Origin of the sequence: Nitratireductor sp. CH_MIT9313-5 (assembly GCF_037029545.1) — a bacterium.
Taxonomy (GTDB): Bacteria; Pseudomonadota; Alphaproteobacteria; order Rhizobiales; family Rhizobiaceae; genus Chelativorans.
In genome coordinates this window covers 43,565-69,031 of record NZ_JAYMER010000022.1, presented here as the reverse complement: position 1 = coordinate 69,031, position 25,467 = coordinate 43,565, and the positions used below count along the sequence as shown (strand labels likewise).

The window sequence follows — 25,467 nt, the reverse complement described above, 5'->3', positions numbered from 1 at the left end:
TGGCTGAACGGCTATGGGTGATTGGCCCAAAGGTCAAGCGCAGGAGGGTCGCCATCCAGTGTTTAGCCGCAGCTGACGGCCATCGCGCTTGACGCAGGGCCTCAGCCTTGCCACTCCATCAGCCAGATTGTTGCAGGGAGTTGTCATTCATGGAGAAGATCCAGAGCCGGGAGACACGCGGGCGCGTGGCCGATGCACCTTCGGGTCATTGGGTCTATCGGCTCCTGCCGCGCGGCGCGTGGCCTTATGCGCAGCTTGCGCGCTGGGACCGGCCGATCGGCTGGCAGCTACTCCTATGGCCCTGCCTGTGGTCGCTGGCCATGGCGGCCAGTGCCGGAGCCCAGGCCGGTGCGGCTTTGGGCGACGTTCTGCCCTCACCCTATCATCTCGCGCTTTTCGTCATCGGCGCGATTGCCATGCGTGGGGCGGGCTGCACCTATAACGATCTTGTCGATCAGAATATCGATGACGCGGTGGAGCGCACCCGCTCCCGCCCCCTGCCCTCCGGTCAGGTCAGTCGCAAGCAGGCCTGGGCCTTTCTGTTCGCGCAGGCGCTTGTTGGACTGATCGTGCTTCTGCAGTTCAATGCTTTCGCGATCCTGCTTGGTATTGCCTCGCTCGGTGTCGTCGCCATCTATCCCTTCGCCAAGCGCTTCACGGACTGGCCGCAGCTTTTCCTGGGCCTCGCCTTTTCCTGGGGCGCATTGATGGGCTGGGCGGTGACGTTCGGCACTCTCTCGCTCGCGCCGCTGCTTCTCTATTTCGGCTCGATCCTGTGGGTGATCGGCTATGACACGATCTACGCGCATCAGGACAAGGAAGACGATGCCATTGTCGGCGTACGCTCCACCGCGCGGCTTTTCGGCGAGAACACCAAGCGCTGGCTGATCGGCCTTTATGGCGGCGCGCTGCTCTTCATGGCCGTCGCCTTCGCGCTCGCCGCAGTTCCCATGCCCGCACTCGCAGGCCTCGTCGCCGCCGGCGCCCACATGGCCCGCCAGATCCGCACGCTCGATATCGACAATCCCGACCAATGCCTCATCCTGTTCCGCTCCAACACGATGGTGGGGCTGTTGATCTTCCTCGGATTACTGGGCGGCGGTGTCTGGGCGGTTATCAGTCCGCAGTTTTGAGAGATTGGTTGGTAGTGAATAGGGAATAGGGAATAGGGCTGTCGTCATATTCATGGAGGTTGGCGCCAAGCCCCCCCCTTTGCCTTGCCAGGCATCTCCCCCTCAAGGGGGGAGATCAATCGCGGCAATGGCCGCGGTATATTTGAGAATTCATTGCGCGGAATGACAGCCAATCTCCCCCCTTGAGGGGGAGATGTCCGGCAGGACAGAGGGGGGTGTGACGGGCAGCATCATTCCCGCCGGCACACAGCCCCCATCAATCGCGTGCGATCAGCTCGCTGCCGTTGACGACCAGGCGCAGGCCCAGGGTGCCCTGTTTGCGGCGGGCGAGGAAGCGGGGGCGGCGGTGGCGGACGGGGCGGCCCTGGCGGCGCTCTTGCGGGCGCTGGGCTTTCACGTGACCGAGCGATTCTTCCAAGGTGCGGGCGACACCGTCGGCTTCCACCATCATCATGGGCAGGCCATAGGCTTCGGCCCAGGCGCGCCAGTCGGCGGCTACATCGTCGAAATCTCCGGCCACCAGAAGCGGCACGCAGAGCATCGGGTCGTTATGGTAGAGTTCGAGCGTGACGGTGACTTCGCCGTCCTCATGCTCGATGGCACGCGCTGCCACACCGCGGAATGCGCGGGCCGGCAGGGCAAAGGTAACGGGCAGCTGGCTCTTGTCCAGAACGCGGCGCATGCGCACGCCCCGCTGGTCGACAGTGAAAGCCACCTCCCCGAAATCGTCCTGCGATGCGTAAGAGACTGCCTGGGGCAGTCTGAAAGGGTCGAGCCGCATGGTGCGGCCGGCCCAGACGGGCTTGAGACCAGTCGACATATTCTATTGCCTTCCCTGTTACTCCTGAGAGCCGGCTTTGCCGATCTCTCCGGGCCACTTTTGCGGCCTCGTTATGGGAAGGACTGTAGCGGGTGGTTCTTACCCTCCGCCTTAAGAACTTCGGTTAAATTTTGCTGACGTTACAGTTGGTTAGCGAAGCGTAATACACCTTAACGGTTGCGAAGGAGGTGTAATCCGTTGGTTAAACAGCATCTTCCGGCAGGTCGAGATCGAGCAGTTTGCCCTTCTCGCCGAGCCGATCCGTCACACCGGCGCGGCGCATGGACATCCAGAGGCCCGCGAGATTTGACGTGACCACGGGCATGCCAAGCCGCCTTTCGATCTCCGGCACTAGCGTTGCTGCGGGAAGCGCAGTGCAGGAGATGAAAAGTGCTTCAGCACCTTCCACCATTGCGGTTTCGGCGGCCTCGATGATGGGTTCTGGCGGCAGGCGTGCCATGTCGCGGTCGTCTTCCATGTTCAGGCCATGGGCGTTGAGCACCTCGAAGCCGTGCTCTTCGAGATGATCCACAATGGCTTTGGCGGTGGAGGCGATATAGGGCGTCATGACCGCGATTTTCTTCGCACCGAGCGCACGGAAAGCACGCTTGGCGGCCATGATCGGCGTGACCGGCTTCACCTCCGGACGCGTTTCACCGATTGCTCGTGCCACATTGTCCTCGCCAAGCACAACGGTTGCTGACGTGCAGGAGAAATAGAGCGCGCCCAGTTCCACGCCGGGCACTAGCCAGCGTGCGGCCTCGCCCAGATGGGGAAGCGTGCGGCGCAGCTGTTCGGGTGATGTGGGATTTTCGAAAGGCACGCGGGTGGCGCAGACCGTGACATGGGGCGGCACTATGGCGCGGATATCGTTTTCAGTGACGAGGTCGGTCGCCAGAAGGATGGTGCCGATTACCGGCTTTGCTGGGGCGTTCATTGGGGGCCTTTCTCGGGCAATCAGATGACCTTGCCGGGATTCATGATGCCGGCTGGATCAAAAGCGCGCTTGATGCGGCGCATGAGTTCGGTCGCAACCGGTGGCTGGGTGGCGACAAGCTCGTCGCGCTTCAAGCGACCAATGCCATGTTCGGCAGAGAACGAGCCGCCCAGACGCCGGACGATGGCGTGTACCTTGGCGTTCATGGGTCGATAATGCTCCAGATATGCGCCCTTTTCCATGCCTTCCGGCTGGGTGACATTATAGTGCAGATTGCCGTCTCCCATATGTCCGAAACAAACGGGGCGGCACCCGGGAACCACCTCCTGAATGGCCGCTTCGGCCTCGGCGATAAAGGTCGGGATGGCCGCAACCGGCACGGAAATGTCGTGCTTGATCGAACCGCCTTCAGGCTTTTGTGCTTCCGACATGGATTCGCGCAAGTGGCGTAGCTCGGCGGCCTGACCTTCGTTCTGCGCGATGATCGCATCGGCAACAAGTTCGGCCTCGAAGGCCGCGCCCAGCACGGTTTCCATGGTTGCGGAAGCATCCTCTTCCGAGCGGCCAGAGGAGATCTCCATCAGCACATGCCATTCGTGTTCGCCTTCAAGCGGTGGTTTGGCCCCCGGCACATGCGCTACCACGAAGTCGAGCGGGCGGCGGTGCATCAGTTCAAAGGCGGTGAGCTCCGAACCTGCAGCGCTGCCTGCCTGGTGGAAGAGCTTCAGCGCGTCTTCAGGCGAGGCAAGCCCGGCCCAGGCCATGACGCGCCCGCGTGGCTTCGGGTAGAGCTTGACGACCGCCGCGGTGATGACACCCAGCGTGCCTTCTCCGCCGACGAACAGGTTTTTCAGGTCGTAGCCAGTATTGTCCTTCTTCAGCTTGCGCAGATCATCCAGCACTTCCCCGGTTGGCAGAACCACTTCCACGCCAAGACACAGATCGCGCGCAGTGCCATAGGCCAGGGCGCCTATTCCGCCTGCGTTTGAAGACAGATTTCCGCCGATCTGGCAGGAGCCTTGCGAGGCAAGTGCAAGCGGAAAAAGCCGATCCTGATCGTCGGCGGCCTTTTGCAGCACTTCCAGAATGACACCGGCTTCGACCGTGGCGGTGTTCGATTCCAGGTCGATCTCACGGATCCTGTTCAGCCGGGATAGGGACAGTATGACTTCGCCGCCCGACTGGTCGGGCATCTGACCGCCCACGAGGCCGGTATTGCCGCCCTGGGGCACGATCGGGGTACCGGTTTCCGTCGCAAGAGAAAGGATGCGGCTGACTTCTTCCACAGAACCTGGTCGAAGCACGAGTGATGTCACACCGCCAAAGAGGCCGCGCGGCTCGGTCACGAAAGGTTCAATCTCCTCGCTCAGGCGCAGCGCGTATTTCTCGCCGACGATTTCCACGAACCGCTTTTCAAGCTCCGCATGGAGCCTGTTTGGGCTACCATTCATTGTCGCCCTCCCCCTTTTTATTATTGTCTCGGTGCGGCGGCGCGGGCCAGCCGGTCATTGATGGCTTCGCCAAGGCCTTCCGTCGGCACCGGCTCCACTGCGATTGCGCGTCCACCTGCCGCATCGAGCGCCAGAAGATGGGCAAAGAGATTGCTTGCTGCCTCGCGTAGGTCGCCCGATGGCGAGAGATTGAGCGTGGCTCGCGCACCCTCCGCCCCTTCGACGCGCTCCGGCCCGAAGGCGAGCAGAGCCTCATCCGCCTCCACATGGCTGACATTCAGGCGGACAGATGCATCGGGCGCATAGTGTGAGGCCATCATGCCGGGGGCCTGTATGCCTTTTGCGCCGCGCTGAAGTGGCCTGCCAGCGACCGCCTCGATGTCTTCGGCAGCAATTCCGCCGGGACGCAGCAGGACGAGGTTGTCGTCCTCGACCTTCACAATGGTGGATTCCACGCCAACAGGTGTGGCGCCACCATCGACTATGAGTTCGATGCGCTCGCCCAGATCACGCTCCACGGCTTGCGCACTGGTTCCGCTGACCTTGCCGGAGCTGTTGGCACTGGGGGCTGCAAGCGGACGCCCGAGCGCCTTGATGAGGCGCGCGCCAAAGCCTTTGGGACAGCGCAGAGCAACGGTGTCCAGGCCAGCCATCACGAGTGGCGACAGGCCCGCATCGGCGCGGGCGGGCAGTACGAGCGTCAATGGCCCCGGCCAGAAATGGTCGGCCAGCAAGCGGGCGGCGGGCGAAAACTGAGCAAAGCGCTCGGCCATCTCCATATCCGCCACATGGGCGATCAGCGGATTGAAGCGAGGCCTACCCTTGACCTCGTAGATGCGCGCGACCGCCTCGCCATTGCAGGCATCGGCTGCAAGGCCGTAGACGGTCTCCGTGGGGATTGCGATTGGCAGCCCCTCACGCGCCAGGCGCAGGGCTTCGTCAAGCGCTTCGTCTTCCTCGATGATGCGGGCCAATTCTCACTCCGTATGCGCGCCTGTTGCCTAGCGCGCAGAACATGTTCCGGCAAGGGTCAGACGGAACTCGCGATCACGCCACAGGCGTGACCATTTTGTTAATCCGATGCTGCTACCAATGCGCGTGTGAACTGCCTCATTGAGGCTTCCAGACAGGAACGAGACGCGCGAGATCGCCATGCGAGTTGCAGGTATCATGACCATCTCCCTCTTTCTTGGCACCGTTGGTGCCGGGGCGGGCTCTATCACTGTCCTTGAAAGCACGGCTGAGGGGCTGCCATCCTTCTCGGCCACGGCTGACGCTACCGGAAAGGCTGCTGCCTCGATTGCTGCTCCTGGCGACCAAAACGGTCCGAAGCGCATCAGCACGTCCATCGTCGCGGTTGGCGATCCCGTCGCCGCTGAAGATGTGGCGGAAGTGCCGGTAAAAAAGAAGGCGAACAAGCGCCGCATGGCGAAGAACACGATGGTGATCCGCGGCGGAATATCCGGTGGCCTCGCTGCCATGCGCCCGGAAGCAGACAATCCCGCATCTTCTACGCCACTCATGGCGCAAAAGAAGGACGGGGACGCGGGCTCCAACGAAAAGCAGGACCCCGGTCCGCCGCCAGAGGGGCCGATATTGGGCGAGCCGGACTAGACCGGCCCGCAACGATTCTACCCTGCGATTTTCGAGAAATCGGCGACCTTGCCGGTTGCCACGCGAATGCGGTCGAGCAGGGCCAGGCGATTGGCGCGAACCGAATCATTCTCGTCATTTACGAGAACATTCTCGAAAAATGAATCAATCGGCTCACGCAGTGCCGCAAGTGCGCGCATGGCGGCTGAATAGTCCTGTTTTTGAATCGCTTCGGCCGCTTCCTTCTCAGCCTGCGTGACCGCAGCATAAAGCGCCTGTTCGGAGGCATCACTCAGGAGGCCGGTGTCGATCTCGTCGGCGACGCGCGTGCCCTTCTTCTCTTCCGCAGCCAGAATATTCGCGGCCCGCTTGGTGCCCGCCAGGAGGTTCTTGCCCTCTTCCGTCTCAAGCAGCTCACCCAGAGCCTCCACGCGGCGCACGACGAGCAGGAGGTCGTCGTTTGAGGAAGGCGTAGTCTCCCCCTCAAGGGGGGAGCTTGATTGGCCACTCGCCAGCACCGCGTCGATGAGGTCGTGGCGCGCGCCCTGATCGCGGAGATAAACCTTGAGGCGGTCGTGGAAGAAGGAGAGGAGGTCTGCGTCCGCTTTCTCCGAAAGCTTCAGCTCCACCTTGTTTTCCACTACGATCCGGATCACGCCCAGCGCTGCTCTTCGCAGTGCATAAGGATCCTTCGAGCCGGTCGGCTTTTCGTCGATGGCCCAGAAGCCGGTGAGCATGTCGAGCTTGTCGGCCAGTGCAACGGCGAGCGCGACCGGGTCTGTCGGCACCACATCGGTGGGGCCGAGCGGCTTGTAGTGCTCCTCGATGGCCGCGGCGACGGATGGGTGCTCGCCCTGAAGCTCGGCATATTTGCGGCCGATGGCGCCCTGAAGCTCGGGGAACTCGCCGACGACCTCGGTCTGCAGGTCGGCCTTGGCGAGATGCGCGGCGCGGACGGCGAGTTCAGGATCAGCCCCCACCAGCGGGGCCAGTTCCTTTGCCAGTGCCGCGATGCGCGCCACGCGCTGACCTTGCGTGCCGAGCTTGGCGTGGAAGGTGACGCCCAGATGGTCAAGTCGCGCCATGCGCTGGTCTAGCGGCTTGTTCAGGTCCAGGCCGAATTTTTCAGCAGAGTCTTTCAAGCGGTCAAGATCGGGCAGATCGGCCTGGTCTGTCTCCCAGAAATAGAGCGCATCGGACAGACGCGCGCGCACGACCTTGCCATTGCCGTGGGCGATGGTCTTGCCACCGTCGGTCGCCTCGATATTGGAGGTGATGACGAAGGTGTTGGAAAGCTTCTCGCTCTCGCCCTGCGGGCGGCAGACGAAGCATTTCTGGTTGGCGCGGATGGTCAGGCGGATGACTTCCGGCGGGATCTGCAGATATTCTTCCTCGAAGGTGCCGAGCAGCACGACCGGCCATTCCACGAGGCCGGATACCTCTTCCAGAAGCCCCTCATCCTCAACCAGCTCAAGGCCGTTCGCGAAAGCAAGATTGCGCGCGTCATCGAGAATGATGCGCTTGCGGCGCTCGGCATCGAGCACGACCTTGGCGGCTTCGAGCTTTTCGACATAATCGTCGAAACGGCGCACGGTGATGGCGTCGGGTGCGTGGAAGCGGTGACCATAGGTGACATTGCCGGAGCGGATGCCGTCGACCTCGAAATCCACCACCACCGGCACCTCGGTCTCCGGACCGAAGGTGCACAGGATCGACTGCAGCGGGCGCACCCAACGCAGGCTGCCGGGCTGGCTTGAGGCCTTGCCCCAGCGCATGGATTTGGGCCAGGGGAAATTGCGGATGATGCCGGGCATGACCTCGGCAATGATGTCCTCGGCTGCCCTGCCCTTCTTCTCGATCACGGCGACGTAGAAATCACCCTTTTTCGGGTCGGTCTGCACCTGTGCCTGATCGACTGATTCAAGACCTGCACCGCGCAGGAAACCAGCGATTGCCTTTTCGGGGGCATCGGTGCGCGGGCCCTTGCGCTCTTCACGCACATCCTTGGAACGGGCGGTGAGGCCGCGAAGATCCAGCGTCAGACGACGCGGTGTCCAATATTCCTGTGCCCCCTCATAGGTCAGCCCCGCCTCCACCAGCGCGTCGGTGACGAGCTTCCTGAGGTCGCCCGCAGCCTTGCGCTGCATGCGAGCGGGGATTTCTTCCGAGCGAAGTTCGAGAAGCAGATCGGGCATAGTCAGGCTCTGGCTGAAAATAGAAGTGGGCTGGCAATAGCAAGCCAGCCCGTGCTTGTCACCCGTTCAGCCGGCGTGACTTTGCTGTCAGCGCAATTTGCGCCGGCATATTGTCAGGAGACCCGCGCCTTAGCGGTTCTCGGAGGTCATCCAGCCGACCACTGCGCCGGTTGGCTCCTTGATGATGGCGATGCGTCCGACGCCGGGAATGTCGAAAGGCTGGCGGATGATGGTTGCACCCTTGCCTTCTGCCTTCTTTGCCATCCCGTCGATGTCGTCGACCTCGAGATAAGGCATCCAATGGTCAGGTACGTTTTCGAAATCCGGGCCGGACATCTCGAAGAAGCCTGCTGCCATGTCGTCGCCGGACTTGGCAACATGATAGGTGCCCTCACCCATGTCCATGGAGTCAAAGGACCAGCCGACCGTGTCCGCGTAGAAGGCTTTCGCCTTCTTCACGTCGTGGGTCATCAGTTCATTCCAGACAAAAGTTCCGTGCTTAGGCATTGGAAATACTCCTTTATCAAAACGCGAAAATCAAAACGCGTTGGAGATGCCCGTTAGGCATGTCCAGAATATGGAGATTTCGTGTCCTAAAGATGTCAGGCGGCTTCGGCCTTCGCCCCGCCTGCATCGGTGAGCAGGAAGGCTTCGCCACAGGCTTTTGCCAGATCGCGCACGCGCAGGATGTAGCTCTGACGCTCGGTGACAGAGATCACGCCGCGCGCATCAAGCAAGTTGAAGACGTGCGATGCCTTGATTGCCTGGTCATAGGCAGGCAGCACACATTTGTGCAGCGCGCCCGGCGCATCCGGTGAACCGGCTTCAAGCAGCGCGCGGCACTCGGCCTCGGCATCCTTGAAATGCTGGAACAGCTTGTCGGTGTCGGCATATTCGAAATTGTAGCGGGAATATTCCTGCTCGGCCTGCAGGAAGACATCGCCATAGGTGACCTTGTCCTCGCCTTCCAGACCGTTGAAATTCAGCTCATAGACATTGTCTACGCCCTGCACATACATCGCCAGACGCTCCAGGCCGTAGGTCAGTTCGCCCGAGACCGGCGCACATTCGATGCCGCAGACCTGCTGGAAGTAGGTGAACTGCGAAACCTCCATGCCATCGCACCAGCATTCCCAGCCAAGGCCCCAGGCACCCAGCGTCGGGCTTTCCCAGTCGTCTTCCACGAAGCGCACGTCATGCTTGGCCATGTCGAGGCCGATCGCCTCCAGCGAGCCGAGATAAAGCTCCTGCAGGTTCGATGGATTGGGCTTCAGGATCACCTGGTACTGGTAGTAATGCTGAAGGCGGTTGGGGTTTTCGCCATAGCGACCATCCTTCGGACGGCGCGAAGGCTGAACATAGGCTGCCTTCCAAGGTTTTGGCCCCAGCGAACGCAGCGTCGTTGCCGGGTGGAACGTGCCCGCGCCCACTTCCATGTCGTAAGGCTGCAGGATCGCGCAGCCATGGCGTGCCCAATAGTCATGCAGGGTCAGGATGAGCCCCTGAAAGGAGCGCGTCGGATGCATGTGCGGCAATGGGCTGGCGTTCACGTCACTTCTCCGGCTGGCCTGCTGGTGAAGCAGGCGGCTTTCTCGCCTCATTCTAAAAGGCAGCCCGTCCTATTGCGGGCCGCGCGACAGGTCAAGAAGCGGGGCATGCTGGAGGGTTGAGAAGCCCTCGCCATTCTCGTCATCCTCTGGAAACAAGCAGCATCGCCGTCGCCTGGCCGTTCGGGCATGGATCCTCGGGTCAGGCCCGAGGATGACGAACGGAGAGGAATGCTTATCCCGATTCTGACGAAGGTAGGCGCTACTCTTTCAATTCAGGAACTGAGCTTTGAACGCAGCACCCCTTCACGCCCCCTCTGTCCTGCCGGACATCTCCCCCCTTGTGGGGAGATTGGCTGGGGTGATGTCTCGCCCGCGTTTTAGACAACGCGCTACCATACCCGCTGTCAATCTCCCCCCTTGTGGGGGAGATGTCCGGCAGGACAGAGGGGGGTGAACCGCGCGGCTTGCGTTGGGGTGAGTGTTACTCTGCCTCGGCAGGCAGTTTCAGTTCCTGGCCAACGGTCAGGCGGTTCGGGTTGCCCTTGAGCGCGGGGTTGAGTTCCAGCAGCTCGCGGAAACGTTTGCCGTCGCCAAGCACCTTGGTCGCGATCGAATGCAGGGTTTCGCCGGGCTGAACTACGTAGATGGTCTCGACCGTTGCTTCTGGCGCTTCGGACATGGGCGCAGATTGCACTTTTCCTGACGCGGCATCGGTTGCCGTATCCGCAGAGCCCAGGGCGCCAGCAGCACTGGCTTCCTTTTGTGGCTCGTCCGCCTTCAGGCCCTCTTCCAGCTTGCGCTCGACCTCGACCTTCAGCTCGGGCTCAGGCTCCATGGTAAGTGCATGGGACCACTGATAGCGCGCTTCAAGCTTGCGCCCGACGCGCCAATAGGCGTCACCCAGATGGTCGTTCAAAACCGCATCGTCAGGGCGAAGCGAAACGGCGCGTTCCAGATGCTCGACCGCCTCTTCAAACTCGCCGAGCTTGTAGTGCGCCCAACCGAGCGAATCGACGATGTAGCCGTCGCTCGGGCGCAGCTCCACGGCGCGGCGGATGAGATCCATGGCTTCGGTGAGATTTTCCCCGCGGTCCACCCAGGAATAGCCGAGATAATTCAACACCTGCGGATGATCGGGATAAAGCTCCAGCGCCTGACGGAAATTCGGCTCGGCCTTTTCCCACTGCTTGATGCGCTCATAGGCGATGCCGCGCTGATAGAAGATGGCCCAGTGCTGGCGCTCCGGCTCATCGATCTGCTCTACCGCGCGATCATAAAGCTTAGCCGCGGCTTCGAAATTCTTCTCACTGGCATAGACACCACCAAGTGCGAGATAGGCGCGCAGATCCGACGGGTCCTGCTCCAGCACGTCCTTCAGATGGCTGACGGCCTCTTCCTTCTTGCCAAGATCGGAGAGATTGAGGCCGATCTGGAAGGAGGCGAAGCGCGCCCACAGCGAGTCCTCGCCGATATCCTCGTAGATATCGATGGCCTTCTGGGACTGGCTCTGACGCTCTGCAACCTGCGCAAGCTGCACGATGGCTGCATCGTTGTCGGGGAAGGCAGCCCGCGCGATGTTGAGGTAAAGACGCACGAAGCTTTCGCCACCGCCCACAGCAAGCTCGGTCGCTACGTTCAACAGAATTTCAGCCGCACCGGCTGCAGCATTGGGTATGGCCGTTTCGATCTCATCGCCAGCCTCGATCTTTTCGCGAAGCATGCCGACGGATGCGACACCGCCACCATTTTCCTCAGCCTTGGCAAGCACTTCCAGCGCATCGTCATTGCGGCCCTGGCCGACGAGGTAGCGCGCATAGGATTCGGCAATCCGGCCCAGCGTGTAAGGGGCGACGGAGCGCGGCGTCAGCTCGTTGAGCACGCGATTAAATGCGGCATCGGCCTTGTCGTGATTGCCCGCCTGCGCTTCGATCAGGGCACGGTGATAGGTGGTGAAAAGCGGGTACCAATCCGGTCCGTCGAGCTTCTCGAGTTCTTCGATCGCAGCATCACGATCGCCCTGGCCAAGCTTGGTCCATGCCGTCATCGTGCCGGTGATGAGACGATCAAGATCGCTTTCCACCACCAGTTTCAACCAGCGTTCGGCGCCAACATAGTCGCCCTCGCTCAGTGTATCGGCCGCGAGCAGAAGGCGTGAGAAGCGCTCGACCTGCGGTTCCGACTTCAACTGGTCGGCATAGGGAATTGCTTCTTCCATCCGCCCATCGGCCACCAGCGCCAGAAGCAGGCTTTGCTGAAGCGTCTTGTTATCAGGCTGGAAGGCAAGCGCGCGTTTGTAGAATTCAATGGCCTTGTCGAGATTGTCGTCGAGTTCGGCAGCGCGTGCGGCAAGAAATGCACCGGAAAAACTCTGGATCGTGATTGGCGCGTCCTGGCTTGTATCCGGCACCGCGGTCTCCTGCGCCAGCACTCCGGAAGTCGCACCAAGAAGAAGCGCGCCAAGTGCCGCACCCAGTTTCAGACCCGCAAATCTACGCCGCATATCGTTCCTTCCCTATGTCCCGCGAGGGGCAACCGCTTGAACAGCCGTCCAGTCATTGCAACAACTGTTATGGCAAGAGGATGGCCTTTTTGCGATAGCGCATCAATGCCGGATCGAGGGCTGCCAGCGCTAGACGACGCGAGCGATACAGAAGTCGATGACCTCGAACAGCGCTTCCTTGCGCTCGCTGTCTTCCAGCGGAGCCAATGCGTCACGTGCGATTTCGCCGAAGTGGCGTGCGCGGTTGATCGTGTCGGCAATGGCGTTGTGGCGCGACATCAGGCCGATGGCCTTTTCCAGCGCGGCATCATCGCAATTGTTTTCCTCAATGGCGCTTTTCCAGAAAGCCCGCTCATCGCTTGTGCCGCGGCGATAGGCGAGAATCACCGGCAGCGTGACCTTGCCCTCCCGGAAGTCGTCCCCGACATTCTTGCCCAGCTCGCTGGCCTTGCCGCCATAGTCGAGCGCATCATCCACAAGCTGGAATGCAAGCCCGAGATTGGTGCCGAAGGAGCGCAAGGCCGCACGATCGTTCCTGCTGGCCTCGGCAATGACAGGTCCGACCTCGGCAGCTGCAGAGAACAGGGCCGCTGTCTTGGCCTTGATGACCTGGAGATATTCGTCTTCCGTGGTTTCCAGATTCTTGGAGACGCCAAGCTGCATCACCTCGCCCTCGGCGATGATGGACGCGGCGGCAGACAGGATGTCGAGCGCTTCAAGCGAACCGACCTCGACCATCATGCGGAAGGCCTGCCCCAGAAGGAAATCGCCCACCAGCACGCTTGCCTGATTGCCCCAGATCATGCGCGCCGTTTTCCGCCCGCGGCGCAGATCGCTTTCATCCACCACGTCATCATGAAGTAGCGTCGCGGTGTGCATGAACTCCACCGCCGTGGCGAGCTTGACGTGGTTGTCGCCCTCATAGCCGAACATCTGCGCTGCGGCGATCGTGATCATCGGCCGCAGACGCTTGCCGCCGGAGGAAATGAGGTGCTTGGCAAGTTCCGGGATCAGCTCGACATCGGAACCGGCCTTTGACAGGATCAGCTCGTTCACGCGCGCCATGTCCGATCTGGTAAGGCCGACAAGACGATCCACCGAAGCAGGCCCGCCCTTGCTGCCTTCCATGTTCAACACGACGCCCATCAGGCTACCTCCAGTCCAGTTATCCGGCTCGAATGAGCCCTTAGAACATATGGGGCCGGCTGCCCCTGCCGCAAGCGGCGAAATAACGCGATTGACTTGCAATGCAATGAGAAGATTTACAAGAGGTCCGCGACCTGCCACCGTCATTTCATGATCGAACTTCTGCGCACCAATGACCCCGTTACCCTATCCTTCGTTGAGAGCCTGCTGAAAGATGCAGGCATAGGCTGTTTCGTTGCTGATACGAATATGAGCATCATGGAAGGGTCGCTGGGCGTCCTGCCGCGGCGCATCCTTGTTGAAGCGGAAAAGCTCGAGGCCGCGCGACGCCTGATGGTTGACGCCGGGCTCGAGGACCAGATGTCCTGAAGGCCCGGACGCGATGTCAGATGCCAAGTTTCCTGCACATACGCAGGACGCGTTTCACCGCGGCAAGTTTCACCTGATCCAACCGGCTGCCAAGGCACATCGCGCAGGCGTCGATGCCATGCTTCTGGCCGCAGCCGCGCCTGACGGCTTTGACGGCCATGTGGCTGATCTTGGTGCAGGTGCAGGTGCGGCGGGACTGGCCGTTCTGTCGCGCTGCGCGAGGGCACAAGCTGTGCTTGTCGAGCGTGATGCGCTGATGGCCGAATGCGCGCGGCGGACGCTACGGCTTGCAGAGAATGCGGCGTTGCGGGACCGTGCCGCGGTGCTTGAAGCCGATGTGATGGCGAGCGGGCGCACGCGGCTTGAACAGGGTCTTGAAGACAACCGTTTCGGCCTTGTCATCATGAACCCGCCCTTCAACCACGGTCATGACCGGGCCACGCCGCATGAGACGAAAAGGCTGGCGCATGTGATGGTGGAGGGCATGTTCGAGGCCTGGATACGGACCGCTGCCGCGATCTCGATAGCCGATGGTCTGATTGCAGTGATCGCACGGCCGGACTCCCTGGCGGAAATCCTTGCTGCATTCGATCGCAGGTTCGGATGTGCCGAGATACTGCCCGTTCACCCGCGCGCCGATGCAGCCGCCATCCGTGTCATTATCAGGGCGCGCAAGGGTGCGCGCGGCGCGCTGAAGCTGTTGCCCCCGCTTACTCTGCATAATGAGGGTCGTGCCTTCACCGCGCGCGCGGACCGCCTCATCAATGGCGAGGAAGCGCTGTTTGCCAACGGCTGAACCATGTGATCTCCCCGCTCTTTGCTTTGAACCAAATCATGCCTACATGCTGGGGCAAGTTTGTTTCATTTGATCAAGGAGACCGGATTTGAAGCCCTTCTCGCGCCTATTGCCAAAGTCCATGCGCAGCGATGCCATAACCATTCCCGTCATAAAGCTGCAGGGCGCGATCATGGCGAACAACTCGCCGATGCGGCAGAACCTTTCGCTCGCCTCAACGGCCGGCATCATCCAGAAGGCGTTCTCGGACAAGAAAGCACCCGCCATCGCCATCTCCATCAATTCGCCCGGTGGCTCGCCCGTTCAGTCGCGCCTGATCTTCCAGCGCATCCGTGATCTGGCCGAAGAGAAGAAGAAGCACGTATATGTCTTCGTTGAAGATGTTGCGGCTTCCGGCGGCTACATGATCGCACTGGCAGGGGATGAGATCATTGCGGACCCCTCCTCAATCGTCGGTTCGATCGGTGTGGTTTCCGCGGGCTTCGGTTTTCCCGAGCTTCTCAAGAAGATCGGGGTGGAGCGGCGCGTACACACCGCGGGGCAGAACAAGGCCGTGCTTGACCCGTTCCAGCCGGAAAAGCCGGAGGATGTGGAGCGGCTGAAGGCGCTTCAACTGGAGATCCACGAGATCTTCATCGACATGGTGAAGCAGCGCCGCGGCGCAAAGCTTGCCGATAATGATGATCTTTTCACAGGACTTTTCTGGACCGGTCGGCGGGCGCAGGAGCTCGGCCTGATCGACGGCATCGGCGACATGCGCGGCTTCCTGAAAGAGCGCTATGGCACGAAGACCAAGCTGAAGCTCATCAGCCAGTCGCGTGGTCTGTTTGGCCGCCGCCTCGGCCTCATTTCCTCACCCGACATGGGCGCCATTGGCGCTTCCTTCGCATCCGGCATGATGGACAGCGCGGAGGAACAGGCCCTTTGGCAACGCTTCGGCTTGTGAGATAGAATAAGACCGGACGGTCTCGTCTTTGCGCGGCGTTAGCTGGAGGATGTGCGCATGCCACAATTGTTCTTTTTCGGCGCTGTAGGCTTGGCCGCCTATCTGGGCTACCGCGCATTCGTGCGCGAGGCCGAGCGGGTGACCAGCCGCGCCAAACGCGCGCGCAAGGAAGCGGCAACCGGCAGCATGGGCACCCTGGTGAAAGACCCTGAGACCGGCGAATATCGCGTGGCCAGGGACTGAGCATTGGCACACAGCCTCAGCCGGGTTGCACCCGCCAAGATCAATCTGTGCCTGCATGTGACCGGTCAAAGGCCGGACGGTTATCACCTGCTCGAAAGCCTCGTGGTCTTCACGCAATTCGGTGACCGGCTCACGGTTTCACCTTCAAGCGAGGACGAATTCACGATCACTGGCCCGCAGGCCCTCGGACTGCCGGTGGGGGCGGAGAACCTTGTGCTTCGCGCTCGCGATCTTCTGCGTGAGGAGACGGGGCATGTTGAACCTGTTGCCATCAAGCTTGAGAAGAAACTTCCCGCCGCTTCCGGCATGGGAGGCGGGTCGTCTGACGCGGCTTCAACGCTTATTCTGTTGAACGCGCTGTGGAAGCTGGGGCTGAAGCAGGATCGGCTGGCACGGATAGCGCTCAAGCTCGGGGCCGATGTTCCCATGTGCCTCAGCGAGACGCCGCTGATCGCCCGTGGCATCGGTGAAGACATCACGCCTTTAAGCGCAGTCGCAGAGTTATCCGTGCTGCTGGTCAATCCCGGAGTGCCGGTTAGCACGCCGGAGATCTTCCGCAAGCTCGAGCGCAAGGAAAATCCGCCTCTCCCGCCCCTGACAGCGCTCGACACCGCTCCTGCTCTATTCGATTGGCTCCATCGGACGCGCAATGATCTGCAGGAGCCAGCCACGCGCATTCAGCCGGAGATTTCGCACTGCCTTTCGGCACTCTTAGCAACGGGGGCGGAGCTGGTGCGGATGACCGGCTCGGGCGCGACCTGTTTCGGGCTGTTTTCTTCGCAAGAGGCTGCCGAACGGGCGCGTGAGGAAATCTCGGCAAGCCATCCCGACTGGTTTGTCGTCGCCACTTCCCTGCTGCACGAAACGGAAGCTTTCGACCATGTCTGATACACCTGACTTCGTGCCGGTGCGCTTTGCCATCCTGACCGTTTCGGACACGCGCAGCCTGTCTGACGACCGCTCCGGCGACACCTTGGAAAGGCGCATTCGAGATGCGGGCCATCAGGTGGCCGACCGGAGGATCACGAAGGACAACATCGAAGCCATCCGTGCAATTGTCGCGGACTGGTCCAAGTGCGACGCGGTGGATGTCGTGCTGACGACGGGCGGAACGGGGTTTACCGGCCGGGACGTCACGCCGGAGGCTGTCGAGCCTCTCTTCGACAAGCGCATGGACGGCTTCTCCCATGTCTTCCACCGCGTCTCGTTCGAGAAGATCGGCACCTCAACGATCCAGTCGCGCGCTACGGCGGGCCTGATCGGGGGCACCTTCGTTTTCTGCCTCCCCGGCTCACCCGGCGCTTGCCGTGATGCTTGGGATCTGGTGCTGAAGGACCAGTTCGACATTCGCCACAAGCCCTGCAACTTCGTAGAGATCATGCCGCGTCTCGACGAACATCTGCGCCGCAAGTCCGATTGACGCTTACCCGATACCGGAACATTTTTGTTCTTGCTTTGTTCTCTATTCTGAAATAGGAATAGATTCATGCAAGGCGGATGGGGCGCTTGGCCCGCAATTCCGGTGGAGGCTCTCATGGTGGAACAGATCGCACGCGCTGACATTGCTGCTTCAGGCAATGGAGGCGTCATGGCGGCCAACGCTATCGTCGAAGGTTCTGGCATTCGCGTTCACGAAGGGCGCAGGCGGGGCCGCTCTGCGGGGATCAATCCCACGGGGCGCTTCGAGCCGCTGACGCGCCATGTCTTCGATGATGGCTGGGAATCGCTGGAAGAGCTGCCGCCATTCAAGACGGAGGTTCAGACCGAGCGTCCGCGCAGCATCATCACCAAGAACAATTCGCCTGACATTTCCTTCGACCGGTCCATCAACCCCTATCGGGGCTGTGAGCATGGCTGTGTCTATTGTTTCGCACGACCCACCCACTCCTATATGGGGCTGTCTGCCGGGCTAGATTTCGAGGCGCGTCTCTTCGCCAAGCCTGATGCCGCCCGGCTTCTGGAGCGAGAGCTTGGCAAGAAGGGTTATGAGCCGCGGACGATCGCGATTGGCACCAATACCGACCCCTATCAGCCCATCGAGAAGAAATACCGCATCATGCGCGAGGTGCTGGAGGTGCTTGAAGCGCATCAGCATCCCGTGGGCATCGTCACCAAGTCTGCACTGGTGACGCGGGATATCGATATCCTCTCACGTATGGCTGAGAGGGGCTTGGCCAAGGTGGCGCTTTCGGTGACGACGCTCGACCGGCGGCTCTCCCGTACGATGGAGCCGCGCGCTGCCACGCCAACCCGCAGGCTCGAGACCATCCGCGCCTTGAGTGACGCAGGCATTCCCGTGTCGGTCATGATCGGTCCCGTTATCCCGGGGCTCACCGACAGCGAGGTCGAGCGCATCCTGGAATCGGCCCATGCGGCGGGTGCGCGTGAAGCCGGTTACATCATTCTGCGTCTTCCGCTGGAAGTCAGCCCGATCTTCAAGGATTGGCTCCTGCGCCATTATCCTGACCGCTTCCGCCATGTCATGTCACTCGTGCGCTCCATGCGAGGTGGCAAGGACTATGACGCGGAATGGGGCAAGCGCATGAAGGGCACCGGCCCCTATGCCTGGCAGATCGGTCGCCGCTTCGAGATGGCGGCAAAGCGTCTCGGCCTCAACCAGGAAAAGCTGAAGCTGCGCAGCGATCTTTTCAAGGCGCCAGCGGGTGAAGGAGAGCAGCTCACCCTTCTGTAGAATCTGGCGAGGCAGCATACCTGCCTCCCCCTCTTCCCGTCGTTGCCATCCCCGGGCCGACGGAGCCTTTCCGGATGCCCCACAACTCCACCGGAAGGGCTTGCGGAGAATCGGAAGCGATGCGAGTTTCGCCGCACCATGTCTCGCTCGCGTTCCGATTCTCCGCTCCTTTTTGACCTGCCGATCCGGCCGGACTACAGCCTTGAGCATGGCATCATGCGCGATGGGACGGCACCTGTTGCCGGATTGGACGAAGCCGGTCGCGGACCGCTGGCCGGTCCTGTGGTTGCCGCGGCAGTCATCCTCGATGCAAATCGGCTGCCCGAGGGACTTGATGATTCAAAGCGTCTTACCGCAGAAGCACGCGAAGCCCTGTTTCTGGACATTCTGGGTGCTGCGATTTCGGTCTCCGTGGCCTCGGTCTGTGCGGCAAGCATTGACGCTTCCGACATCCGCCTGGCCTCGCTTGAAGCGATGAGAAGGGCGCTTCATGGCCTGTGTACACCTGCCCGCTTTGCACTTGCAGACGGTCGCGACATCCCGCCCGGCCTCAATTGCCCTTGCAAGGCCGTGGTGAAGGGCGACCAACGCTCCCAGTCTATCGCGGCAGCCTCGATCATCGCCAAGGTCACGCGCGACCGCATGATGACCCGCACCGGCCACTGCCAGCCCCATTATGGTTTCGACAGCCATGCAGGCTATGCCACCAAACGCCACCGCGACGCCATCACACAACACGGCCCCGTTCAACGCATCCACCGCATGAGCTTCGCTCCGCTGAAATCGCTGGATCTACTGGCCAGCTGACTACGCCGGGGTGGGTCTTTGGCACTGCCAACCCGTCCACCCGGCCGAGCAGTGCGAGAGCCGGGACCTAATGGGGGGCATGGTCCCACATCGCAAAAGGCGGGAGCGGCGGTGGACGGGCACGCCGAGGGCCGGACTTTTCTCCACGATGATCTTCCATTGGCTCCCGGTTGGCCTGCCGCTTCCGGGATGACGAGAGAATAAAGGCGGCGCTCCAGGCTCGTCATCCTATGGCTTGTCCATTGGATCTGCTGATCGCTCATCTTGTTCGGCATAGGGTCGTTTGAACGCGGCAGATCCTCGGCACGAGGCCGAGGATGACGGAGTTGGATTTGTCCCTGTTTGTGATGCGCATATGTTTTCACCCTTTCGCACCGCCGCCCCTCCATCCTGCCGGACATCTCCCCCACGGGTGGGAGATTGGCTAGCCGTTATTTCACAACTGCATCTCGATAAAAGGAACTGCAATTACCGCAACGGACCTCCCCCTTGTGGGGGAGATGCCTGGCAAGGCAGAGGGGGTGTGCCTGGCGCAGGCTTCTCCGCCATGGTCGTGTGCGGTAGGCATAAAAAAACCGCCGGAAGCGGTGCTTGCGGCGGTTTTGATTGATGTGCGAGGCGCGTCTAATTGAGCTTGGTTTTAACCTGACCCAGCGCGTCCTTGAAAAGTTCGGCGCTTTTGGCACCGTCGACCTTGTCGGCGAGGATGTTGCCAGCTGCAGCGACAGCGACGTCGACGGCGAGCGAGCGAACCTCGTTCACGGCATCGCGTTCGGCCTGAGCGATCTTCTGCTCTGCCAGTGCAGTGCGGCGCGCAACATATTCCTCGGTCTTTTCCTTGGCCTCGGCAACAATCTGCTTGGCTTCGCGCTTGGCGGCGGACACCATGTCCTGCGCCTCCTGCTCGGCTTCCTGACGCTTGCGTTGGTATTCGGCCAGAAGCTGCTGTGCCTCTTCGCGCAGACGGCGTGCTTCCTCGATCTCGTTGCGGATGCGGTCCGCACGCTTGTCCAGGGAGCCGTTGATCATGCCCGGCACCTTGAGATAGGCCATGATCGCGAGGAAGATGACGAGGCCGACTAGGGCCCAGAATGTGGCGTCCATGGTCCTCTCCTAGCCTTCTGCGCGCTTCACGGCGCTGTCGAGCGTTGCCTTGTCCACCTTCGTGCCAACGAGCTCGGCGACGATGGTTTCGGCAGTCTCGGCAGCGATGGTGCTGACGTCACCAAGAGCGGTCTTCTTGATCTCTGCGATGCGGCTTTCAGCAGCGGCAAGCTTCTCCTCCAGGTTCTTCTCAACCTGGCGGCGCTCGGCCTCCGCATCGGCTTTGGCCCCGTCACGCGCCTCCTGAGCGATGGCGCCGGCACGCTTGCGTGCTTCGGCCAGTTCCTGCTCGTAGGCCGCAACTGCTGCGTCAGCCTCTTCCTTCATCCGTGCTGCCTGATCGAGATCCTGGGCGATGCGGTCGCGCCGCACTTCCAGAATGCTGCCGATGCGTGGCAGGACGACCTTTTTCAGGAAAAGGTAGAAAAGCCCGAAGGTGATCGCCAGCCATAGCAGCTGGGATGGAAAGGTTGCCGCGTCGAAGGGCGGAAAACCAGCCTCATGGCCAGCTTCGCCAGCAACGCCGGTCTCTGAATGTGTTTCGTCGACCGCGTCGGCCGACTGTGCATATGCCGATGCCACGAACATGGCCTTCCTCTCGGGCGCTGCCCCTAATCAACTCTCATAAAGGCTAAGGCAGGCCGGCACCGCCTAATGCGGCGCCACTGATCTGCATAAGCCTTTCGTGCATCGGGCAGGAGCATCTTGTCCCTGCCCTTGCAGCACGTGACCGGCCTGAAGCCGGCCTGGCTAGTCTCGAGCTCTATTAGGTGAAGAGCAGGAGCAGAGCGATGAGCAGCGAGAAGATGCCCAGAGCTTCCGTCACGGCGAAGCCGAAGACGAGGCGGCCGAACTGGCCGTCAGCTGCCGACGGGTTGCGCAGAGCGCCCGACAGGTAGGAACCGAAGATGTTGCCGAGGCCGAGGGCTGCACCAGCCATGCCGAAACAAGCGATACCGGCGCCGATTGCCTTTGCTGCTTCTACTTCCATTTTGAACTCCTTATGGATCAGATTGCCTGTGATTGAACATGCGGCGCGAGCGCCGATGACTTTTTCCTAGTGGCCGCCCGGATGGACTGCATCATTGAGATACATGCAGGTCAGGATGGCGAAGACATAGGCCTGCAGAAAGGCCACCAGAAATTCGAGACCGGTGAGCGCGATGACCATGGCAAGCGGAAGAACCGCGCCAGCAGCACCGGCTGCACCAAGCGCACCCATGGATGCGACGAAGCCAGCAAAAACCTTCAGCGTGATGTGGCCTGCCAGCATGTTGGCGAACAGACGAACCGAGAGGCTCACCGGACGCGACAGGAAGGACACCACCTCGATGAGAACGACCAGCGGCAAAACGGCTGCGGGCACGCCCGAAGGCACGAAAAGCTTGAGGAAGCCAAGGCCGTGCTTGGCAAAACCGTAGATGATCACCGTCCCGATCACCAGCATGGCCAGTGCGAAGGTGACGATGATGTGGCTGGTCACGGTAAAGAAGTAGGGCACCATACCGAGCAGGTTGGCCACCAGCACGAACATGAAGAGCGAGAAGACCAGCGGGAAGAAGTGCATGCCTTTCGAGCCGGCAGAATCACGCAGCATCGAGGCGATGAACTCGTATGCCATCTCCGAGATGGACTGGAGACGCCCCGGCACGAGACCACGGCTCGACGTGGTTAGGTAGAGGAAAGCGCCTGCTGCGGCGACCGTTGCCACCATGAAGGCGGCCGAGTTGGTGAAGGAGAAATCCAGGCCACCAATCTCGATTGGAATGAGCTTCGAGATCTGGAACTGTGAGATCGGGTCGTTCGCCACTGAAATCCCCTCGTCGTCGATTTTCGGCCTATGGCCGGCTAATTCGCCCCTCGGTCGGAATCGTCATCGACGTTTCGCGCCCCGAATTCAGCAACCAATCCTGCAGAGCGCAGGACATTGAGAACTCCTGCTCCAAAACCAAGAAGCAGGAAAATGATCAAGCCCCAGGGCGAAGTACCGGCGAATTCATCTATGAACCAACCGATCGCCGCCCCGACGAGAACACCTGCAACGAATTCGCTGGAAAGCCGCAAGGCATTTCCCATACCGTTCATCGTGCCGGTCTTCGCGCTTTCTGCCGCCTGCGGCTTGGGCCTTTTGGCTGCCAATGCGGCTTCCAGGTCCTTGCGCCGACGATCCAGATCGTCCGGCTTTTCCCCGTTTGCCACAGCAACCTCCTTGCCGGTTACCGCTCAGCAGCATCAGGCTGCAAAGTCGCGCGCAACATAGTGACCGGCCTGCAAACCGTCAAGCCACTGTAACGCTGCACACACAAGGCGAATTTTTCAGTGAAATCAATAATTTGCGCATGCGGGCGCAGAGAAGTGGAATCTGTGCACAGCGGGAACGGACGGAATCGCCCCTTCCTGCGCTAGTTCCAGCCACCATTATTGGTGCGATAGAAGATGTGGCGACCGATCTGCTTCATGCGTTTCATCGCATGGGCCCAGCGGGGATTCACGTAATTGGCGTGGTAGTGGGTCGAGGAGCCGACCTCTTCCAGCCAGATGCGACCAGCTGTCACAGCCTCCGCGACGTCCTGCGCCACCTTGTAGTGGGCGGGGCTTGCCACGCGGTCCTTGATGCCGTCGCAGGCAAAGGAGAACTGGCAACGATTGCGCCAGTGGTCGTTCTGATAGACCACGCCGCAGATGGAATCAGGATAGGTCGGGTTGCGAACACGGTTGAGGATCACCTGGGCGACTGCTGCCTGCCCCTTCACCGGCTCGCCACGTGCTTCGAAATAGATACCGGCGGCAAGGCACTGCTGTTCGCGGGAAGAAAAGACATCTTCTGGCAGCGGACGGCGCATCCACGAGAAATCGTTCTCCGCATTTGGCGGAATGAAGCGCCCTGCTTCCTTCTCCTCGCGCAGAATGCTGGCGAAGGGCGATGCCTTTGCGTAATCAGGCTTTGCCGGCGCATAGGCGGCCGCAAGCACATCCACCTCGTCGTTGTTGATGAGGGCGGCGACCTGCGGTGTGAGGTCGGGCAGCTCCGGCTCCTTCTTCTTCATGTAGAAGGCCGTGGCGATCTCGATCTCCTTGCCCTGGAATTCCGGCTTCACGAAAGCCATGCGCTCTTCGCGCGGGGCAACGGGCTCGAGAAGCGATCCGGTCTGTTCCAGGATCGAACCGGCATTGAAGAAGCGCGGCGGCTGCACGGGTGCAACGCGCACGAGACGCCCCTGTTTACCGGTGCGCACCACGCGTTCCTCGTCCGGCGTCTCGGGCGGCAGGGCTTTTGCGGTCTTGAAGGCGATCTTGCCGATGCCCGGGGCTTCGACACCGGCACCGGAGATGGCCCCCGTCGACAGGCTTTCATCCACGAAGGGCATTTCCGCCTTGTGCACCGAACCTGCAACGGCAGTTTCCACGACAGCCGACCAGCGCGGGCCTGCCCGCTCCTGACCACCGATCATGCTTGCCATGTCCTGATAGGCCGCCACGGTTGGAAAACCGGCCCAGATGCCAAGGCCCAAAAGCAGGGGCGCGAGGCGGGACTTCTGCGGACGCGCGAACTCATGCGCAACTGACACACTACTCACTGGACCCCAAACCTCTCTGCAACGCAACTTGCAACCACGGCAGAAAGATAATTGGTTAACCTTGATCAGCTGTTAACACGGCCGGTTTTGTTCGTGTCAGAATAGAACAAGACCGGGCGCGGCCTCCAGCACCCGGTCAATCTTTTCTTAACTTCAGGGTTGTCCCGCCCCTTCAGCGCTTCTTCTTGGCCTTGTGCGCATAGGGGTTGTCGGAGGTGCGCAGCGCCATGCGGATGGGCACGCCAGTGATGTTGAATGTCTCGCGCAGACCATTGGTCAGATAGCGGACATAGGATTGGGGCATCGCCTCGGGACGCGAGCAGGAAACGACGAAGCCGGGCGGGCGCGTCTTGATCTGGGTGATGAACTTCACCTTCAGACGGCGCCCGGCAACTGCGGGAGGGGGATGCTGTGCCGTTGCACGTTCCAGCCAGCGGTTGAGCGGGCCGGTCGGGATGCGACGGTTCCAGGTCTCGTGCGTGCGGAAGGCGGCATCGAAAAGCTTGTCGATGCCTCGGCCGGTTTCCGCAGAAATCGGAATGGCTTGCAGACCCTTCACCTGCGGCAGCAGACGTGCCGTCTTCTCGTGAAGCTCGGTGAGAGTTTCCTGACGATCTTCGATGAGATCCCACTTGTTGAAGGCGATGATGGGCGCCCTGCCCTCGCGCATGATAAGATCGGCGATCTGCAGATCCTGCTTCTCGAAAGGCATTGTGGCGTCGAAGACCACGATCACCACTTCCGCGAAACGGATTGCGCGCAGCGTGTCGGCCACGGAAAGCTTTTCGAGCTTTTGCTGAACCTTTGCCTTTCGGCGCATGCCAGCCGTATCGAACAGCTTGATATCGCGGCCCTTGAAGGACCAGTCGACGGAAATGGAATCGCGCGTAATGCCGGCTTCCGGCCCGGTCAGCAGGCGGTCTTCGCCGATGATCTGGTTGATCAGCGTGGATTTGCCCGCATTCGGACGTCCCACCACGGCAATTCGCACCGGCTTGGTGATGTCGTAGCCTGGGTCTTCCTCATCGGGATCGATATCGTCGCCGACCATGGCGCCCGCATCAACGACCGCTGCAGGGGCTTCGACCGCCTCTTCCTCCAATGCGCCGGCTTCTTCCATGGCCGCATGGATCGCATCGCGCAGTTCGACCATGCCGCGACCATGTTCGGCCGACAGGCCTACCGGCTCGCCGAGACCCAGATTCCAGGCTTCAAGCACACCGGCTTCAGCACTGTTGATGTCGGTCTTGTTGACGGCAAGCACTACGGGCTTGCCGCTGCGCCGCACGACATCTGCAAAGGCATGATCGTCAGGCATCAGACCCGCGCGGCCATCCATCATGAAGACGATGAGATCGGCTTCGGAAATGGCAGCCTCGGTCTGGGCGCGCATTCGGCCTTCCAGCGTGTCGGCAGCAGCAACCTCGAAACCGGCCGTATCGACCACATCGAAGCGCAGGTCCTGGAGGCGGCCTGGGTGAACGCGCCGGTCGCGCGTGACGCCCGGCGTGTCGTCAACAATTGCGATGCGGCGACCGACCAGCCGATTGAACAGCGTCGACTTGCCGACATTCGGCCGTCCGACAATGGCGACCTTGAATGCCATC

26 protein-coding genes are annotated in these 25,467 nt (G+C 61.2%); 10 read left to right on the top strand and 16 right to left on the bottom strand.

Going from position 1 to position 25,467, the window contains the following annotated elements; all coding sequences use genetic code 11:
* The first annotated feature begins 149 nt into the window (after positions 1-149).
* The gene (gene ubiA / locus WA367_RS15720; protein WP_336057718.1) at positions 150-1,133 is read left to right on the top strand and encodes a 4-hydroxybenzoate octaprenyltransferase; all 984 of its coding nucleotides are present in this window, start codon (positions 150-152) and stop codon (positions 1,131-1,133) included.
* A 256-nt stretch (positions 1,134-1,389) separates the two neighbouring features.
* On the opposite strand, the gene WA367_RS15715 is transcribed toward ubiA, so the two are convergent.
* From WA367_RS15715 to WA367_RS15700, 4 genes are all read right to left on the bottom strand, one after another.
* Complete coding sequence (locus WA367_RS15715) at positions 1,390-1,953, bottom strand: DUF6101 family protein (protein ID WP_336057717.1); 564 nt, start codon at positions 1,951-1,953, stop codon at positions 1,390-1,392.
* A gap of 202 nt (positions 1,954-2,155) precedes the next feature.
* On the bottom strand, positions 2,156-2,890 hold the full coding sequence (locus tag WA367_RS15710) for a maleate cis-trans isomerase family protein (RefSeq protein WP_336057716.1): 735 nt from the start codon (positions 2,888-2,890) through the stop codon (positions 2,156-2,158).
* Positions 2,891-2,910: 20 nt separating this feature from the next.
* Positions 2,911-4,341, bottom strand: a complete 1,431-nt coding sequence (locus tag WA367_RS15705; RefSeq protein ID WP_336057715.1) for an FAD-binding oxidoreductase — start codon at positions 4,339-4,341, stop codon at positions 2,911-2,913.
* A gap of 20 nt (positions 4,342-4,361) precedes the next feature.
* Entirely contained in the window at positions 4,362-5,315 is a 954-nt protein-coding gene (locus WA367_RS15700; protein ID WP_336057714.1) for an L-threonylcarbamoyladenylate synthase, read from the bottom strand.
* Positions 5,316-5,511: 196 nt separating this feature from the next.
* Here WA367_RS15700 and WA367_RS15695 point away from each other — a divergent pair, with 196 nt between their 5' ends.
* Positions 5,512-5,955, top strand: coding sequence for a hypothetical protein (locus WA367_RS15695; protein WP_336057713.1), 444 nt, complete (start codon positions 5,512-5,514; stop codon positions 5,953-5,955).
* A 17-nt stretch (positions 5,956-5,972) separates the two neighbouring features.
* On the opposite strand, the gene glyS is transcribed toward WA367_RS15695, so the two are convergent.
* From glyS to WA367_RS15670, 5 genes are all read right to left on the bottom strand, one after another.
* Positions 5,973-8,129 carry a glycine--tRNA ligase subunit beta gene (glyS, locus tag WA367_RS15690; protein WP_336057712.1) on the bottom strand — a complete coding sequence of 719 codons (2,157 nt, stop codon included), beginning with the start codon at positions 8,127-8,129 and terminating at the stop codon, positions 5,973-5,975.
* Positions 8,130-8,258: 129 nt separating this feature from the next.
* Positions 8,259-8,636, bottom strand: coding sequence for a VOC family protein (locus WA367_RS15685; protein WP_336057711.1), 378 nt, complete (start codon positions 8,634-8,636; stop codon positions 8,259-8,261).
* Positions 8,637-8,731: 95 nt separating this feature from the next.
* Positions 8,732-9,655, bottom strand: a complete 924-nt coding sequence (locus WA367_RS15680) for a glycine--tRNA ligase subunit alpha (protein WP_036482043.1) — start codon at positions 9,653-9,655, stop codon at positions 8,732-8,734.
* A 505-nt stretch (positions 9,656-10,160) separates the two neighbouring features.
* Positions 10,161-12,179: a tetratricopeptide repeat protein gene (locus WA367_RS15675; RefSeq protein WP_336057710.1), complete on the bottom strand. Its 2,019-nt coding sequence runs from the start codon at positions 12,177-12,179 to the stop codon at positions 10,161-10,163.
* Positions 12,180-12,308: 129 nt separating this feature from the next.
* Entirely contained in the window at positions 12,309-13,325 is a 1,017-nt protein-coding gene (locus WA367_RS15670; RefSeq protein ID WP_336057709.1) for a polyprenyl synthetase family protein, read from the bottom strand.
* 150 nt (positions 13,326-13,475) lie between these two features.
* Here WA367_RS15670 and WA367_RS15665 point away from each other — a divergent pair, with 150 nt between their 5' ends.
* The 8 genes from WA367_RS15665 to WA367_RS15630 all read left to right on the top strand — a co-directional run bounded on the left by WA367_RS15665 (position 13,476) and on the right by WA367_RS15630 (position 19,178).
* Positions 13,476-13,694, top strand: coding sequence for a putative signal transducing protein (locus tag WA367_RS15665; protein ID WP_336057708.1), 219 nt, complete (start codon positions 13,476-13,478; stop codon positions 13,692-13,694).
* 13 nt (positions 13,695-13,707) lie between these two features.
* Positions 13,708-14,490: a tRNA1(Val) (adenine(37)-N6)-methyltransferase gene (locus WA367_RS15660; RefSeq protein ID WP_336057707.1), complete on the top strand. Its 783-nt coding sequence runs from the start codon at positions 13,708-13,710 to the stop codon at positions 14,488-14,490.
* 121 nt (positions 14,491-14,611) lie between these two features.
* Complete coding sequence (locus WA367_RS15655; RefSeq protein WP_336057899.1) at positions 14,612-15,436, top strand: S49 family peptidase; 825 nt, start codon at positions 14,612-14,614, stop codon at positions 15,434-15,436.
* A gap of 57 nt (positions 15,437-15,493) precedes the next feature.
* Complete coding sequence (locus WA367_RS15650; RefSeq protein WP_336057706.1) at positions 15,494-15,679, top strand: hypothetical protein; 186 nt, start codon at positions 15,494-15,496, stop codon at positions 15,677-15,679.
* A gap of 3 nt (positions 15,680-15,682) precedes the next feature.
* The gene (locus tag WA367_RS15645; RefSeq protein WP_336057705.1) at positions 15,683-16,567 is read left to right on the top strand and encodes a 4-(cytidine 5'-diphospho)-2-C-methyl-D-erythritol kinase; all 885 of its coding nucleotides are present in this window, start codon (positions 15,683-15,685) and stop codon (positions 16,565-16,567) included.
* Complete coding sequence (gene moaB, locus WA367_RS15640) at positions 16,560-17,099, top strand: molybdenum cofactor biosynthesis protein B (protein ID WP_336057704.1); 540 nt, start codon at positions 16,560-16,562, stop codon at positions 17,097-17,099. Before WA367_RS15645 ends, moaB begins: the two co-directional genes overlap by 8 nt.
* Positions 17,100-17,216: 117 nt before the next feature.
* Positions 17,217-18,371: a PA0069 family radical SAM protein gene (locus WA367_RS15635; protein ID WP_336057898.1), complete on the top strand. Its 1,155-nt coding sequence runs from the start codon at positions 17,217-17,219 to the stop codon at positions 18,369-18,371.
* Between the two features lie 138 nt (positions 18,372-18,509).
* Entirely contained in the window at positions 18,510-19,178 is a 669-nt protein-coding gene (locus WA367_RS15630; protein ID WP_336057703.1) for a ribonuclease HII, read from the top strand.
* Between the two features lie 624 nt (positions 19,179-19,802).
* Here WA367_RS15630 and WA367_RS15625 read toward each other — a convergent pair.
* The 7 genes from WA367_RS15625 to der form a co-directional block, all read right to left on the bottom strand.
* Positions 19,803-20,282 (bottom strand): F0F1 ATP synthase subunit B, encoded by a 480-nt coding sequence (locus tag WA367_RS15625; protein ID WP_336057702.1) that lies wholly within the window; start codon positions 20,280-20,282, stop codon positions 19,803-19,805.
* Positions 20,283-20,291: 9 nt separating this feature from the next.
* Positions 20,292-20,870, bottom strand: a complete 579-nt coding sequence (locus WA367_RS15620; RefSeq protein WP_336057701.1) for a F0F1 ATP synthase subunit B — start codon at positions 20,868-20,870, stop codon at positions 20,292-20,294.
* A gap of 178 nt (positions 20,871-21,048) precedes the next feature.
* Entirely contained in the window at positions 21,049-21,273 is a 225-nt protein-coding gene (locus WA367_RS15615; RefSeq protein ID WP_036482065.1) for a F0F1 ATP synthase subunit C, read from the bottom strand.
* Positions 21,274-21,339: 66 nt separating this feature from the next.
* Complete coding sequence (locus WA367_RS15610) at positions 21,340-22,092, bottom strand: F0F1 ATP synthase subunit A (protein ID WP_036482067.1); 753 nt, start codon at positions 22,090-22,092, stop codon at positions 21,340-21,342.
* A gap of 38 nt (positions 22,093-22,130) precedes the next feature.
* Positions 22,131-22,481 carry an AtpZ/AtpI family protein gene (locus WA367_RS15605; RefSeq protein ID WP_336057700.1) on the bottom strand — a complete coding sequence of 117 codons (351 nt, stop codon included), beginning with the start codon at positions 22,479-22,481 and terminating at the stop codon, positions 22,131-22,133.
* Positions 22,482-22,684: 203 nt separating this feature from the next.
* Positions 22,685-23,860 carry a cell wall hydrolase gene (locus tag WA367_RS15600; RefSeq protein ID WP_336057699.1) on the bottom strand — a complete coding sequence of 392 codons (1,176 nt, stop codon included), beginning with the start codon at positions 23,858-23,860 and terminating at the stop codon, positions 22,685-22,687.
* 172 nt (positions 23,861-24,032) lie between these two features.
* Positions 24,033-25,466: a ribosome biogenesis GTPase Der gene (der, locus tag WA367_RS15595; RefSeq protein ID WP_336057698.1), complete on the bottom strand. Its 1,434-nt coding sequence runs from the start codon at positions 25,464-25,466 to the stop codon at positions 24,033-24,035.
* Between the last annotated feature and the right edge of the window lies 1 nt (position 25,467).

Coding starts and splice junctions, on each gene's coding strand:
- ubiA (WP_336057718.1), top strand. CDS start 150: ATGGAGAAGATCCAGAGCCGGGAGACACGCGGGCGCGTGGCCGATGCA.
- WA367_RS15715 (WP_336057717.1), bottom strand. CDS start 1,953: ATGTCGACTGGTCTCAAGCCCGTCTGGGCCGGCCGCACCATGCGGCTC.
- WA367_RS15710 (WP_336057716.1), bottom strand. CDS start 2,890: ATGAACGCCCCAGCAAAGCCGGTAATCGGCACCATCCTTCTGGCGACC.
- WA367_RS15705 (WP_336057715.1), bottom strand. CDS start 4,341: ATGAATGGTAGCCCAAACAGGCTCCATGCGGAGCTTGAAAAGCGGTTC.
- WA367_RS15695 (WP_336057713.1), top strand. CDS start 5,512: ATGACCATCTCCCTCTTTCTTGGCACCGTTGGTGCCGGGGCGGGCTCT.
- glyS (WP_336057712.1), bottom strand. CDS start 8,129: ATGCCCGATCTGCTTCTCGAACTTCGCTCGGAAGAAATCCCCGCTCGC.
- WA367_RS15685 (WP_336057711.1), bottom strand. CDS start 8,636: ATGCCTAAGCACGGAACTTTTGTCTGGAATGAACTGATGACCCACGAC.
- WA367_RS15680 (WP_036482043.1), bottom strand. CDS start 9,655: ATGCATCCGACGCGCTCCTTTCAGGGGCTCATCCTGACCCTGCATGAC.
- WA367_RS15675 (WP_336057710.1), bottom strand. CDS start 12,179: ATGCGGCGTAGATTTGCGGGTCTGAAACTGGGTGCGGCACTTGGCGCG.
- WA367_RS15670 (WP_336057709.1), bottom strand. CDS start 13,325: ATGGGCGTCGTGTTGAACATGGAAGGCAGCAAGGGCGGGCCTGCTTCG.
- WA367_RS15665 (WP_336057708.1), top strand. CDS start 13,476: ATGATCGAACTTCTGCGCACCAATGACCCCGTTACCCTATCCTTCGTT.
- WA367_RS15660 (WP_336057707.1), top strand. CDS start 13,708: ATGTCAGATGCCAAGTTTCCTGCACATACGCAGGACGCGTTTCACCGC.
- WA367_RS15655 (WP_336057899.1), top strand. CDS start 14,612: ATGCGCAGCGATGCCATAACCATTCCCGTCATAAAGCTGCAGGGCGCG.
- WA367_RS15650 (WP_336057706.1), top strand. CDS start 15,494: ATGCCACAATTGTTCTTTTTCGGCGCTGTAGGCTTGGCCGCCTATCTG.
- moaB (WP_336057704.1), top strand. CDS start 16,560: ATGTCTGATACACCTGACTTCGTGCCGGTGCGCTTTGCCATCCTGACC.
- WA367_RS15630 (WP_336057703.1), top strand. CDS start 18,510: ATGTCTCGCTCGCGTTCCGATTCTCCGCTCCTTTTTGACCTGCCGATC.
- WA367_RS15625 (WP_336057702.1), bottom strand. CDS start 20,282: ATGGACGCCACATTCTGGGCCCTAGTCGGCCTCGTCATCTTCCTCGCG.
- WA367_RS15620 (WP_336057701.1), bottom strand. CDS start 20,870: ATGTTCGTGGCATCGGCATATGCACAGTCGGCCGACGCGGTCGACGAA.
- WA367_RS15615 (WP_036482065.1), bottom strand. CDS start 21,273: ATGGAAGTAGAAGCAGCAAAGGCAATCGGCGCCGGTATCGCTTGTTTC.
- der (WP_336057698.1), bottom strand. CDS start 25,466: ATGGCATTCAAGGTCGCCATTGTCGGACGGCCGAATGTCGGCAAGTCG.